A 14933-nucleotide genomic window follows, 5' to 3' on the forward strand; every position below is an offset into this window, starting at 1 on the left:
TAGATTTACTCGATTTTTATGGAGTATACAAATGAGGGGGTGGAAACAATGGTTCAGCGAATTCCTCAGGAAGTGATTGAAAATATTCGGAGTCAAACGAATATCGTTGAGGTGATTGGACAATACGTTCAATTAAAGAAATCTGGAAAAAATTATCTAGGACTTTGTCCCTTTCACGAAGAGAAGACGCCTTCGTTTTCTGTAGCTGAAGACAAACAGATTTTTCATTGTTTTGGTTGCGGGAAAGGTGGAAATGTCTTTACTTTTCTTCAAGAACTTGAAGGATTAACTTTTCCAGAATCAGTGGTAAAAGTTGCAGAATTTGAACAAATTCCCTTAGCAGATCAATGGAAACAACAAACGTATGCTACTGATGAAACAAATTCAGCTACGGGCAAGTTACTTACAGCACATGAAAAAGCTGTAGAGGTCTATCACCACATGTTACTACACACGAAAGCTGGACAGCCTGCACTTGATTATTTACTGAATCGTGGGTTAACAATGGAATTAATTGAAGCGTTTAAGATTGGTTTTGCACCAAATGAACGTTCATTTTTAGTTCAAGTGTTCAATAATGAATCATTATCAAGTGATGTTTTTGAACATTCTGGATTGTTTATCAAGCATGATGATGGTCATTTTTCTGATCGCTTTTATCAGCGCATCATGTTTCCAATCAACAATCCGCAAGGTCGAACGATTGGCTTTTCTGGTCGGTGGTTAGCACCAGAAAAAGGTCAAGAAAAAGATCAACCCAAGTATTTAAATAGTCCAGAGACAGAACTATTTAATAAGCGTCAAGTTTTATTTAACTTGGATAAAGCAAGAAGCGAGATCCGAAAAACTGGTGAAATATTACTATTTGAAGGATTTATGGATGTAATTGCAGCTTGGCAAGCCGGAATCAAAAATGGTTTAGCTTCAATGGGAACCAGTTTAACTGCTCAACAAATCCAGCAAATGGAGCGCTTAACGAAAGACCTGGTGCTTTGTTATGATGGTGACCAAGCAGGATTTGAGGCTACCAATCGTGGAATCGAACTTCTACGTGAAAATAGTCGATTACAGTTATCAATTGTAGTTGTACCAGAAAAGCTAGATCCAGACGAATATTTGCGAAAATATGGTGAAGCATCCTTTCAGGAATTGATTCAACATGGTCGTGAAACAGTCTTTACATTCAAAACACGCTATCTAAAGCAAAATAAGAATTTGGATAATGAAAAAGATAAGTTAGATTATCTTCAAGAAGTGTTGATTGAATTAAGTAAAGTTGTCTCGCCAATTGAGCAAGATATGTATCTTTCACAACTGACAAGTGAATTTCAAGTTAGTCGTGAAACGATTCAAAAACAATTGCGTGAATTGAAACGAGCAAACCGCCAAGAACAGCAACGGACTGCTGAGCCGAATATACCAATGGTCAAGCAGGAGTTACCGCAACAAAAGCAACCTCTGACGCAAGTCGAAAAAGCGGAGCAAATGTTGTTGTATCGGGTGTTTAAAGAAATTTCTGTTCGGAATTTGCTGAAAGAACAAGAGTTTCAATTTATCCACGATGAGTACGCAGAAATCTATTTTTTGTTTGATGCGTATCTATCACAATATGAAGAGTTTAACCTTGCAGATTTTTTAAACTTTTTGCAAGATGAAAAAATTAGGCGTTTAGTGGTGGAGATTGCCTATTTGCGAGTCGCTGAAGAAAGCTCTACGCGAGAAATTCAAGATTTACTGGCTGTTATCAGTAAATCTGGCTTAGCTGATAAAATAATCGAAAAAAAACAATTGCAGCAAGAAGCCAGACGTACAGGTAATAAACAGTTAGAATTAGAATTGACAATCGAGATCATTAATTTAACGAGACAGTTAAAACAAGCCAAATAGCTACTTGAAGGGGGCCTTCTTTTATGGCAAATGTAACAGATAAGAAAAAGTATGAAGCAGCAGTGACAGCTTTCATCAAAGAACACAAACCTAAAAGACAAGTTGTCTATGATGATCTATCAAACCAACTTGCTACACCATTTACATTGAGTGCTGAAGAAATGGACAAACTAATTCAAAAAGTTGAGGATGCTGGAATCAGTGTTGTCGATGAAAATGGTGATCCATCAATTCACAGTTTAAAAAGTGGTGAGAAAAAAGCTGAAAAAGCAAAAACAGAAGATTTATCTGCACCAACTGGTGTAAAAATCAACGATCCAGTTCGTATGTATTTAAAAGAAATCGGCCGAGTTTCCCTTTTAACAGCTGAAGAAGAAGTAGCACTTGCCTTGAAAATCGAAGAAGGCGACCAAGAAGCAAAACAACGTTTAGCTGAAGCAAACTTGCGTTTAGTTGTAAGTATTGCAAAACGTTATGTGGGTCGTGGTATGCAGTTCTTAGATTTGATCCAAGAAGGAAATATGGGCTTAATGAAAGCCGTTGAAAAATTTGATTACCGTAAAGGATTCAAATTCTCAACTTATGCGACTTGGTGGATTCGTCAAGCAATCACACGTGCGATTGCTGACCAAGCACGTACAATTCGTATTCCAGTTCATATGGTTGAAACAATTAATAAATTGATTCGTATCCAACGTCAACTACTTCAAGACTTAGGTAGAGAACCAACACCTGAAGAAATTGGGGCAGAAATGGACCTACCTACAGAAAAAGTACGCGAAATCTTAAAAATTGCGCAAGAGCCTGTTTCATTAGAAACACCAATTGGTGAAGAAGATGATTCACATCTTGGTGATTTCATTGAAGATCAAGAAGCTACAAGCCCTGCTGAACATGCGGCTTATGAATTATTAAAAGAACAATTGGAAGATGTATTGGATACATTGACTGACCGTGAAGAAAACGTGTTGCGTTTACGCTTCGGTTTAGATGACGGTCGAACAAGAACTTTAGAAGAAGTTGGGAAAGTTTTCGGTGTAACGCGTGAACGTATTCGTCAGATCGAAGCAAAAGCACTAAGAAAATTACGCCATCCATCACGTTCAAAACAATTAAAAGATTTCTTGGAATAAAAACTAAAAAGCTGGCACAAAACGTTAATTCGTTTTGTGTCAGCTTTTTTTAGTTGTTCAAATGGATAATTTTTTTCACATAATCTTTGCTTTCTAAAACTTGTTTTTGTGTGAAAAAATTTTTTTAACTCTTATTTTTAACGTTCGATTTACTGATTTGTTAGAAAATCGTAAAGATAAACTATTGGCTGATAGGCTAGAATGTGATAGATTAAATGTTAGCGTTAAACTTAGTTAAAGGAGCCGATCACTAAGTGAAAAAAAAATGTCCAAAATGTGGATCAAAAAAGATTAAAGGCCAAAAAGTTTGTCCAGATTGCGGCTTTAGCCTTGAAGAAAATGATCAGCACATTCAAAATGAACGAGATGTTGTCGAAACAACAGACCAATCTCTTGAACAAATTCCTGAAGAAAATAATCAACCAGATTTTCCAGATACAGAGTTAAATGACCCAATCGAATGGTCAGAGCTAAAAGATTTGCCACTTGAATCAGTTATGGAATTGTTTGATACGTCTGAAACCCCAGAAGAAACAGCAGTAAAAGAAACTGCAGGTGAACAATTGGAAGAAAAGAAAGAGAAAGCTGTCAAACCTATGAAAAAAAATCAAGATAACCAACCAGAAAATCAAAAAGAAACCAAAGTGAAACAAAAACTTTCGATTGATGAAACGGTTGAAAAAGAAAAACAAGAACGCATTGCACAGCTAAAAGAAAATGTTGAAAAAGAAGATAACCAGTCAATTCTTGCAGCGTACATTCAGGCTCATCGTGAAGACGTGGATGAAGAACAATCAAAAGAATTAATGCAAATGATTCACGAAAAGATTGCTGCTGAACAGGCACCTGAGATTGCAGAAGATGTAGCAGATATCAAAGAAGAAAACCGTACTGACACAGAAGCTATCGTGTCTGATTCTGCTAAGAGTGACGACAAAAAAGAAAAAAACATAGAACATTCAGAAGAGTTGGCAACAAAAGAAAAAACTGTTGAGCAAGTTGTCGAAGACCCGAAATCTAAAGTTGACGAAGCGAAAAAAACAGTAGAAAAAGCAGCTGAAGAACCAACAGTTGTTTCTAAGAAACAATCCATAAAGGATGAATCCTTAAAAGTTGCTAAAAAAAATGCAAACAAAGCTGTGCCAGTTCAAGTAAAAAAAGAGAAAATGAGTTCTCAAAAAAAAGCCGATGCAGTGAAACAATCAACGAAAGAAACGGTTGAGCAAACAACTGTGAAGCCTGAAAAGCTTGAAAAACCAACTGTAACATCCGCTACAGATAAAGCAGCTTTTCAAAAAGAATCAGAACCGACAATGTCAGAAACAAAACAACCAACTGAACAACCAAAAAAAGCTAAAAAAGGACCTTATCTTTTATTAGCTGCAGTTATTTTATTAGGTGTTGGTGGTTGGGCATACTATGACAATCAGCAAAAAGTCGAAGCCGAGCGAATTGCTGAGGTAGCCAGACAAGAAAAGCAAGTTTCTGAAATGAAACAAGAACTAGCTAGTTTTTATGTTGATGATACAAATGAGTTCATTCGTACAGACCACTTGAATCAAGACCTGCCAAAAATCAAGCAAGAGTTAAAAGAAGTTGACTCTACAAAAGATTATCAAAAATTAAATGAAACATACAACGACATTCAAGAAAAGATAATCAGTATTAAAAAAGTAAATGATTTGTTTACTGAACCTGTGATTGAAGATGATCATTTAGTTGAACAGCCAGTACTAAAAAATACTGATAAAATCGAGGCAATTGAAACAGATGATTCAGCTTTTGGAGCGCTTATTAAAAAAGCACAACAAGAGGCAAAAAAACAACTTGAGCAAATTGAAACAGCTAAAGAAAAAATAAAAGTTGTGTATCAAAATGAAAAAGTTGTTGATTCAGCTACACGGGATCAATACAAAGTAGCGAAAGAAGCGGTTGATAAAATCGTAAACAAAGAACTTGCCGAGCCGTTCAAACAACAATTAACAAAAGTAGATCAGCAATTAGTTGAGAAAGAAAAACAAGCGGCTGAGAAAAAAGCTGCGGAAGAAAAAGCAAAACAAGAAGCAGAACAAAAGGCAAAAGAAGAGCAAGCCGCTGCGGCTCAAGCAGCCGCCCAAGCAGAAAAAGCAGCTCAAGAAGCCGCGAAAGCAAGTACAGCTTCTGGTACGACTACTGTAGGTTCAGGTTCAACAGCAAATCAACCAATCATGGGAACGAATGCAAGTGATGTAGCAGATAGTTCTAATACAGCGTGGAACTGGGCATCTGGAGTGAGAGAAAGTGTCATTGCTACGTGTATTCAACGAGGCTATATTGTCGAAGGCGGCTATAAGTTAGAAAAAGCGCAAATTAAAAATGGTGAGGGCTATTATAATCTTTATGCGACTTCAACCAAATCATCTCTAATGAGTGGTATTGGGGAAAGTGCCTTACCATTTTATATCGTAACAATCAACTGTAAAACAGGTTGGTTTGGCGGGAATGGAAGTAATTAAAAAACTTACTAATCTAACAGATGACTGGCTTAGGCGAATCAGGATGAATGATTCGCCTAAGTTTTTTTTATGGAGTACTGCTTCGAACATTGTTCTTGGTGAAAGCTGTATGTTATGATAGCAGAGAAAAGTGACGGGAAATCAAAGCCTTTCAATTAAAAGGAGATCGAAATGAATAATTTATTAGCAAACATATTTACAGGAATTATTATTGATGAAAATGAAAAAAATTATTTTGTCCAAAAAAACGGGCAAACTTTTGGATTAAGCAAATCAGAAGGAGAGCATCAAATTGGTGAAGCGGTCGAAGGATTTGGTTATCAAAATCAAAAACACGAAAATCGTTTAACAACATTGATTCCTAAAAGTCGCATTGGTCATTATGCCTTTGGAACCGTAACAGCAACTAGAAGAGATCTAGGTGCTTTTGTTGATATTGGCTTACCAGATAAAGACTTTGTTGTTTCTTTAGACGAGTTACCCACGATGACAGAATTGTGGCCTAAAAAAGGGGATCGATTGATGATTGCTTTGAAGGTGGATGCAAAAGATCGCATTTGGGGTGAACTCGCAGATGAAAAAATCTTTAAGTCATTGAGTAAACATGGGAATGAAGAGTTAAAAAATAAAGATATTTCTGGAACAACGTACCGTTTGAAATTAGCAGGAACATATGTCTTAACCGATGATTTTTATGTGGCGTTTATTCATCCTTCCGAACGTTATCAAGAGCCACGATTAGGCGAACACGTGAGCGGCCGAGTTGTAGGCGTTCGCCCAGACGGTGTTTTGAATATTTCGTTGAAACCACGTGCGCATGAAGCCATCAGTGATGATGCACAAATGATTTTGACAATTTTAGAGCGCTCAGCAGAAAAACAATTACCATTTACCGACAAATCAGATCCGGAAGATATCATGAAAACTTTTGGAATCAGCAAAGGCGCCTTCAAACGTGCAATGGGTAATCTGATGAAGCAAGGATTAATCAAACAAGAAGATGGCGTCACAAAATTAATTGAAAAATCTAATTGAGAATATCTTGCATGTTTTTCTTAACTAGCTTATAATTATTATAATTTAACTGAGTATTATCATTTGTTTATTTGTAATTATTATAAATTGTTGGAGTTGAATTAATGGATGAATGCTATATTGGCAATGAAAAAAACGAAACAACAATTACATGAATCGGGTTTTAAGTTAACTCCGCAGCGAGAGGCGACACTGCTCGTACTTTTAGAAAATGAAAAAGAGCATCTGTCTGCTGAAGAGATTTTCTTTTTAGTTAAGAAAAAAAGTCCAGAAATTGGTCTTGCAACGGTTTACCGAACATTAGAAATTCTAACTGATTTAAAAATTGTCGATAAAGTGAGCTTCAATGACGGATTAGCACGCTACGATTTACGAAAAGAGGGTGCGAAACATTTTCATCATCACTTGTTATGTCTTAATTGTGGTGCTATCGAAGAAGTTGAAGAAGATCTTTTGGGAGAAGTCGAACAAGTTGTTGAAAAAAGATATCATTTTTTAGTGAAAGATCATCGTTTGACCTTTCATGGAATTTGTCACGACTGTCAAGAAAACGAAAAGAAAAAGTAGCCCGTCTGTTAAAAGACGGCTTTTTCTTTGTGCAGATAACGTAAATGGACTATCGAAATAAGGGTGTATCTGATATGATAGAGAAAGCATGAGGTGGGTTATAGTATGAAAGAAGAACTAAGTGAGTACCTTCATTATTTGAATATTGAACGTGGACTCTCGGCCAATACGCGTAAAAGTTATGAACGTGATTTGGAACAATATTTGCATTTTATGGAAGAAAAGAAGATTACTTCTTGGCAAATGGTCGATCGTTATCTAGTTATTCAGTATTTAGAAAAACTACATGAAGAACAAAAGGCGACTGCGACAATTACCCGAATGATTTCTAGCTTGAGAAGATTTCATCAGTTTTTGCGACAAGAACGCTATACAGACCATGATCCTATGCAGCATATTGATACACCAAAGAAGGCACAAAAATTACCAAGTACGTTGACACTTAAAGAAGTCGAAACATTGATTGAAACACCAGATACATCCAAAACATTAGGGATTCGCGACCGAGCAATTTTGGAAGTCATGTATGCAACGGGCATGCGGGTCAGTGAATTAATCAGTCTAAAATTAGGTGATCTTCATCTTTCTCTCGGCTTATTACAAACAATTGGTAAGGGAGATAAAGAACGAATCATTCCTTTAGGAGACTATGCAATTCAATGGTTAGAACGTTATTTGGATGAAGCGCGCCCTCTGTTAGTAAAGGATACTTCCGAACTACATGTATTTGTAAACAATCATGGAAAAGGACTCTCTCGACAAGGAATCTGGAAAAATTTAAAACAATTAGTACAACAAGCAGGTATTCGTAAAGACGTTACGCCACATACTTTACGTCACAGTTTCGCTACACATTTATTGGAAAACGGAGCAGACTTACGGACGGTGCAAGAACTATTGGGACATGCAGACATCTCAACAACACAAATCTATACACATATCACTAAGAAAAGAATGACAGATGTTTACAAGCAGCATTTTCCAAGGGCTTAATCAGAGGAAGGTGAAACAATGTTAACACATTACCGAAAAGAGAACCGAAAAATTGCAATGGGCTTATTAAGCTTTCATAAAAAATTGACGGATCAAACCGATTTGTTAAAAGAAATCGATGTTTATGAGGCAGAAAATGATTATGAACTGTTTTTCTTCACACCAGAAGACTCGACAAATATTCAAGGAATTATCGGTATTGAATGGATCGACAAGAATCAATTAGTCATTCATGATATTTCGTTGAACCCTTCTTATCGAGGAGAAAACATGGGATTCTTGATGCTAAATGAGCTTCAAGAAAAATATCCAGAAGTGACTTTTTTAGCAACTGAGGTTACGAAACCTTACTTGTCTAAATGGCAATGAAGCATAATGAAGAAAGAGTGAATCATTTGACTGAAATCAATATTAAACTAGATATTTTTGAAGGACCACTGGATTTATTGCTTCATTTGATTCAGCAAATGGAAATTGATATTTATGACATTCCAATTGCGACAATTACTGAGCAATACATGAACTATATTCATACGATGAAAACAATGGAGCTAGCGCTAGCGGGAGAATACCTGGTGATGGCAGCTACATTGATGGCAATCAAAAGTAAAACATTATTGCCTGTTCAGGAACTCGCCATTGAAGATGATTTAACGTGGGAAGAAGATCCACGAGACGAATTGGTTACGCAACTTTTAGAATATCGAAAGTACAAGTATGCAGCAGAAAAACTAGTTGAAAAAGCTGAGGAACGTAGTTTATATTACTCAAAAGAGCCAACGATGGTAGAAGACTTAGCAGAAAAAGAATTGCCTCTCAAACGTGGACAAGTAAAAAAAGTCGATTTATTTCGGGCGATGCAAGCCATTTTGGAGCGCAAACAATTTTCACAAAAAGTGGAAAAGACGATTGCCCCAGACGACACGACAATCGAAGAACGTATGAGTTTTATTAAGGAAAAGCTAGTGAACAGTCAAGCGGGCTGTACATTTGAATCATTTTTTGAAGCACCAACAAAAGCAGAAGTCGTGACGACCTTCATAGCGTTACTTGAACTGATGAAAAATGGACAGATTTTTGCTGAGCAGGCTGAAAATTATGATTCAATCATGCTTTATCCAGTAGTAGGAGATACAACGAATGACAAAATTAAGTGAACTAGAAGCTATCCTTTTTGTGGCCGGCGAAGCAGGAATCGGTAGTGAAGAACTAAGCTATTTATTGAATGTTGATAAACAAGAATTAGCTGAATTGATTTTAGCCTTAGAAAAAAAATACCAAGCAACTCTTGATTCAGCGTTACACATTTTTGAAACAGAAGACCATTTTGTCTTAACAACTAAGAAAGAATTAGCGCCACTCTTAAAAAAATATGCGCAAGGATCATCAAATACGTTATCACAAGCAGCAGTTGAAACGTTAGCAATCATTGCTTACAAACAACCAATTACACGTACAGAAATCGAACAAATCAGAGGTGTCCAAGCTTCTGGTCCCGTTCAGCGATTGGTTGCTCATAAGTTAATTGAAGAAAAAGGGCGGGTGGAAGGTCCTGGTCGTCCCATTTTGTATGGAACAACTGGCTATTTCCTTGATTATTTTGGATTAAAAGATTTAACTGAGTTGCCAGATACACAAGAATTAGAAAACGCGTTAAAAGATGATGAATCATTGGATTTATTTTTTGATGGAGTGAGCGAAGGAGAAAAAATGTAATGGAAAGATTGCAAAAAGTAATCGCGCATGCGGGAATTACTTCTCGAAGAAAAGCAGAAGAATTTATTTTGGCTGGTCGGGTAAAAGTCAACGGCACAGTTGTGCGAGAATTAGGTGTAAAAGTTGGAAAACACGATGTTGTTGAAGTAGACGAAGTGCCAATTTATCAAGAAGAATATGGTTACTATTTACTTTATAAGCCAAAAGGGGTCATTTCTGCAGTATCAGATGATAAAAACCGAAAAGTGGTTACTGACTTGTTGCCGATGGTAAAAGAACGAATTTATCCTGTAGGACGCCTTGATTATGATACATCTGGTATTTTACTATTAACAAATGATGGTGAATTTGCGCAACGTTTGACGCATCCAAAGCATGAGGTAGATAAAGTCTATGTTGCAAAAGTAAAAGGGATCGCTACAAAATCGGTGCTATCTCCTTTAACGAAAGGAATTAAACTAGAAGGACGAAGAACGGCACCTGCTAAAGTTCAAATCTTGTCAGTTGATCCTAAAACGAATCACAGTATTGTTGAGTTAACAATCCATGAAGGACGTAATCACCAAGTGAAAAACATGCTACAGGCAGTTGGCTTACCCGTACAAAAACTGAAACGAGAAAAATATGGTGATCTGACTCTTCAAGGGCTACGTCCAGGAGAGTATCGTGAGTTAAACAAAAAAGAAATCAGTACATTATTAAATCATTCAAAATGAAAGCTTACTTTTTGTAAGAACTAATTGTTGCTTTTTTTTCAAGGCTATGTATAATGTAAGTGTAAACAAAATAATATAAAAGGTTCGTCTTCAGGGGCAGGGTGCAATTCCCGACCGGTGGTTACAGTCCACGACCTATTTCTCTAAGAAATAGCTGAATCGGTGAAATTCCGATACCGACAGTAAAGTCTGGATAAAGAAGATAGAGCTTATTTGACTAATCATTTATCAGATAACTCTAACTCTATTTTCCCTGTGAAAGTAGAGTTTTTTTGTTTGAAAAATTAGTTGGATAGTTCGCTGAAGAGGAGTCCTAACAGGAGGATTTCAAATGAAGAACACACGGGTACAAAAAATGGTCATGGTAGCGATGTTTGCTGCAATCGGATTGGTTTTACAATTTATTGCTTTTCCAATTATGCCAGCATTTAGTTTTTTAAAAATTGATTTTAGTGATATACCTGTCTTGATCAGTATGTTTTTATTCGGGCCGGTAGCTGGTGTCGCAACAGCTTTCTTACGCTCACTTTTACATTTGGTGACAACAGGATTTTCACCAGACAATTTAGTTGGTGATGTTGCAAGTTTTTTGGCAACGACAATTTTTACGTTACCAATTTTCTACTTCTTCAAACAAAATAAAAAACATGCGAATAGAAACAAAATTTTAGGTGTTGTCACAGGAACTTTAGCAATGACAATTTTCATGAGTATCGCAAACTATTTTGTTATTACACCATTATATCTTATGTTTTTTGGATTGAATGCTAATCAAATGCTAGGTATGCCGTTGGTTAATTATGTATTGATTGGAATTGTTCCGTTTAACTTAATCAAAGGATTTATCGTTAGTGCTGCTTTCTTAGTTTTACATGCTAAGTTATTACCTTGGCTAAGTCGTAAACAGCATGCCTTAGAACAAAGACATACGATTTAAAATGTATATTCAAAAGGACCAGTAATTTTTTGGTCCTTTTTTTTTGAAAAAAAATGCAATAAAACCGTAAATGTAAACGTTTTATTAGTTGTTATTGAGTATTTTATTTTTTTATGCATAAACATGAATTTGTAATGAACGAATGTGAAATTCTTCTCTTTTTAAATGACGAATAGGTTTGTTTGAAAAACAAAAAGACAGGCTACAATTACTTTGAAAGAAGTATCTTAGCTGAAAGGAGGCAATGATTCGTCATTATAAATGGTTTTATGAACAAAAAGTATCATTTATTTGAGATATTATTTTTGTTCTGCCACTCTTTTTGATAAAATAACGATAGAACCAATGTTACTTGATTCTAAAAAATGAAAAAGGGAAAGGAAGAAGAAAATGGAACAAAAAAAGAAAAAATTTCAGATGCCGTCAGCGTATACGGTCTTATTCATTATCATTGCAATTATCGCTGTCCTTACTTGGTTTATTCCGGCTGGTCACTATAGTGTAGATGATGCAGGCAACATCATTGCTGGATCTTATCAACGAGTAAAACAAAATCCACAAGGTCTTTGGGATATTTTCATGGCACCAATCAATGGGATGTTGGGGGTTGAAGCAGGTGAGCTAACAAGTGCGACACCAGCTGCTATTCCGATTTCGTTCTTTATCTTGATTGTGGGTGGATTTTTAGGAATTATCAATAAAACGGGTGCATTAGATGCCGGAATCGCTTCTGTCGTTAAGAAATTTAAAGGCAAAGAAAAAATGTTGATTCCTGTGTTAATGATTTTATTCGCTTTAGGTGGTTCAACTTACGGAATGGCCGAAGAAACAATTCCTTTTTATGCATTACTAATTCCAGTTATGATGGCGGTTGGTTTTGATACTGTAGTAGCTGTTGCAATCGTTTTAGTTGGTTCGCAAGTAGGCTGTTTGGCATCAACTGTTAATCCGTTTGCCACAGGGGTAGCTTCTCAAGCTGTTGGTATCTCAATGGGTGAAGGAATTGGCTTACGTTTCTTGATGTTTGTGATTTTATTAGGTATTTCAATCGTTTATGTTTATCGTTATGCTTCAAAAATCGAAAAAGATCCTACCAAGTCTTTGGTTTATAGCCAACGACAAGAAGACATGAAACATTTCGATATCGAATCGATTGGTCGTCAAGAAACAATTACAAGCAAACAAAAATCTGTTAATATTTTATTCTTTATTACGTTTGGTATCATGATCATCAGTTTGATTCCTTGGACAACATTGAATGAAAACTTTACTATTTTTGAATCATTAACAAACTGGTTAACAGGACTTCCTGTAATTGGTACAGTATTAGGGATTGACATGTTACCACTTGGTGACTGGTACTTCCCAGAAATCACTATGTTATTCCTAGTTATGTCAATCGTTGTTGCATTCACATACGGCATGAAAGAATCTGAATTTATTTCAGAATTCCTAGCTGGTGCATCAGACTTGATCGGCGTAGCAATCGTTGTTGCTGTTGCTCGTGGTATCCAAGTTGTTATGAACAATGGTTTGATTACTGATACTATTTTACACTGGGGAGAACAAGGATTGAGCACATTATCTTCAAGCGTGTTCATCATTATTACGTTCATCTTCTATATCCCAATGTCATTCTTGATTCCATCAACATCAGGTTTAGCTGCGGCTACAATGGGAATTATGGGACCAATGGGTGAATTTGCTGGTGTAGGTAAAGACTTAGTTATCACTGCTTATCAATCTGCTTCTGGATTGGTTAACTTGATTACACCAACTTCTGCTATTGTTATGGGGGCTGTTGCGATTGCTCGTTTTGACATCTCTGTTTGGTGGAAATTCACAGGTAAACTGATTGCTATTTTATTTGTAGCTATCTGTGTGATTCTCGGTGTTGCGGCAATGATTTAGTTTTGCCTAGACAAAACAGTTAGAAACATCTATCATTAAATAATAAAGTAAACAAAGCTAACTGAGTTGGCTTTAAGAAGACTCGGTAGGCAAACTATCGGGTCTTTTATCTTATTAGGAGGTAAGTGGAATGAAACAATTTGTTACAAAAGAACATCATGAACAAGCGTTACAATCACTTAATGAACTAATCAGAATCCCTTCTGTATTAGACGAAGAGGATACTGGGAAAGGCCATCCTTTCGGAACAAAAGTTGTTGAAGCATTAGATAAGGTTTTAGCAATCAGTGAAAAATTAGGCTTCCGCACATTTAAAGACCCAGACGGCTATTATGGTTATTCAGAAGTTGGTTCTGGTGATAAATTATTTGGTATTTTGTGTCACATGGACGTTGTTCCTGCTGGGGATGAAAAAAATTGGGATACAAAACCGTTTGATCCAACTGTAAAAGATGGCTGGTTGATTGGACGTGGATCACAAGATGATAAAGGACCATCAATTGCGGCAATGTATGCTGTTAAATCATTGATGGATGCTGGGATTGAATTTAATACACGGATTCGCTTTATTTTTGGGACAGATGAAGAAAACTTATGGCGCTGCTTAGATAAATACAATGAAAAAGAAGAAGGAATCACACAAGGTTTTGCACCAGATGCTGAATTCCCATTGATTTATGCTGAAAAAGGATTACTACAAGCCTATTTGACAGGTCCTGGTACATCTGATTTTTCTGTGAAAGCAGGTGGCGCATTAAACGTCGTTCCTGATGCTGCACCATACGCTGGTGAAAAATTAGAAGAAGTGAAAGAAGCATTGAACAAACTTAGTTTTGATTTTGAGGATCATGGTGACTCAATTATTGTTCTTGGAAAAAGCATTCATGCGAAGGATGCACCAGAAGGCGTAAATGCTATTTCACGTTTGTCTATGGTTTTAGCTGAAGTCTTTGATTTTGCACCAATTGATTTCTTAGGTAAATTAGTGAAAGAAAACGCAACGGGTGAAAATGTTGTTGGAAAGACGAAAGATGAACAATCTGGCGAATTAACAATGAACTTTGCTAGTTTAGAAATTACACCAGAACAAACAAAAATTGGTGTAGACATGCGTATTCCAGTAACATTTAAAAAAGATGATTTAGTAGCAAAACTAACAGAAACAGCTAAAAAATATGAACTAACTTATGAAGATTTTGATTTCTTAGATTCATTATACGTGCCACTAGATAGTGAACTAGTAAAAAATCTTTTGCAAACTTATCGTGACATCACTGGCGACATGACTGAACCATTTGTTTCAGGTGGTGCAACTTTTGCTCGTACAATGAATCAATGTGTGGCATTTGGAGCAATGTTCCCTGATACACCAGATTTCATGCACCAAGCCAACGAACGTTGGGAATTAAGCAGCATGTATAAAGCAATGGAAATTTATGCTGAAGCTGTTTATCGCTTGTGTGCAAAATAAGTAGCTTGTGAGTAATCTTATAGAAACATCTTAATTCTATGAGAGAAAATTTTTTGTACAATGTTTAATCAA

13 protein-coding genes and 1 riboswitch are annotated in these 14933 nt (G+C 36.2%); all 13 genes read left to right on the plus strand.

Annotated features, from left to right (window positions below):
* Nucleotides 1–48: 48 nt before the first annotated feature.
* The 13 genes from dnaG to IGJ76_RS04305 all read left to right on the plus strand — a co-directional run bounded on the left by dnaG (nt 49) and on the right by IGJ76_RS04305 (nt 14861).
* Nucleotides 49–1887 carry a DNA primase gene (gene dnaG, locus IGJ76_RS04245; protein ID WP_430596744.1) on the plus strand — a complete coding sequence of 613 codons (1839 nt, stop codon included), beginning with the start codon at nt 49–51 and terminating at the stop codon, nt 1885–1887.
* Between the two features lie 23 nt (nt 1888–1910).
* Nucleotides 1911–3020 (plus strand): RNA polymerase sigma factor RpoD, encoded by a 1110-nt coding sequence (rpoD, locus tag IGJ76_RS04250; RefSeq protein WP_067484835.1) that lies wholly within the window; start codon nt 1911–1913, stop codon nt 3018–3020.
* A 254-nt stretch (nt 3021–3274) separates the two neighbouring features.
* A complete protein-coding gene (locus IGJ76_RS04255) occupies nt 3275–5515 on the plus strand; it encodes a cell division site-positioning protein MapZ family protein (RefSeq protein WP_218658152.1) in 2241 nt (746 codons plus the stop codon).
* Nucleotides 5516–5686: 171 nt separating this feature from the next.
* The gene (locus IGJ76_RS04260; RefSeq protein ID WP_067484841.1) at nt 5687–6550 is read left to right on the plus strand and encodes a CvfB family protein; all 864 of its coding nucleotides are present in this window, start codon (nt 5687–5689) and stop codon (nt 6548–6550) included.
* Between the two features lie 108 nt (nt 6551–6658).
* Nucleotides 6659–7117, plus strand: coding sequence for a Fur family transcriptional regulator (locus IGJ76_RS04265; RefSeq protein ID WP_067484844.1), 459 nt, complete (start codon nt 6659–6661; stop codon nt 7115–7117).
* A 105-nt stretch (nt 7118–7222) separates the two neighbouring features.
* A complete protein-coding gene (xerD, locus tag IGJ76_RS04270) occupies nt 7223–8110 on the plus strand; it encodes a site-specific tyrosine recombinase XerD (RefSeq protein ID WP_067484847.1) in 888 nt (295 codons plus the stop codon).
* 18 nt (nt 8111–8128) lie between these two features.
* Nucleotides 8129–8479, plus strand: coding sequence for a GNAT family N-acetyltransferase (locus tag IGJ76_RS04275; protein ID WP_067484850.1), 351 nt, complete (start codon nt 8129–8131; stop codon nt 8477–8479).
* A gap of 17 nt (nt 8480–8496) precedes the next feature.
* Nucleotides 8497–9267, plus strand: coding sequence for a segregation/condensation protein A (locus IGJ76_RS04280; protein WP_280522225.1), 771 nt, complete (start codon nt 8497–8499; stop codon nt 9265–9267).
* Entirely contained in the window at nt 9251–9826 is a 576-nt protein-coding gene (scpB, locus tag IGJ76_RS04285; protein ID WP_067484853.1) for an SMC-Scp complex subunit ScpB, read from the plus strand. Before IGJ76_RS04280 ends, scpB begins: the two co-directional genes overlap by 17 nt.
* On the plus strand, nt 9826–10542 hold the full coding sequence (locus IGJ76_RS04290; protein WP_067484857.1) for a pseudouridine synthase: 717 nt from the start codon (nt 9826–9828) through the stop codon (nt 10540–10542). Before scpB ends, IGJ76_RS04290 begins: the two co-directional genes overlap by 1 nt.
* An 82-nt stretch (nt 10543–10624) precedes the next feature.
* A riboswitch (FMN riboswitch) is annotated at nt 10625–10750 on the plus strand.
* A 123-nt stretch (nt 10751–10873) separates the two neighbouring features.
* Nucleotides 10874–11479 carry an ECF transporter S component gene (locus IGJ76_RS04295; RefSeq protein ID WP_067484859.1) on the plus strand — a complete coding sequence of 202 codons (606 nt, stop codon included), beginning with the start codon at nt 10874–10876 and terminating at the stop codon, nt 11477–11479.
* Nucleotides 11480–11869: 390 nt separating this feature from the next.
* A complete protein-coding gene (locus IGJ76_RS04300; protein WP_095803515.1) occupies nt 11870–13390 on the plus strand; it encodes a YfcC family protein in 1521 nt (506 codons plus the stop codon).
* A gap of 130 nt (nt 13391–13520) precedes the next feature.
* Entirely contained in the window at nt 13521–14861 is a 1341-nt protein-coding gene (locus IGJ76_RS04305) for a M20 family metallopeptidase (protein WP_430596745.1), read from the plus strand.
* The last annotated feature ends 72 nt before the right edge of the window (nt 14862–14933 follow it).

Origin of the sequence: Enterococcus sp. DIV0175, from assembly GCF_050529075.1 — a bacterium.
GTDB classification, from domain to species: domain Bacteria; phylum Bacillota; class Bacilli; order Lactobacillales; family Enterococcaceae; genus Enterococcus_B; species Enterococcus_B thailandicus.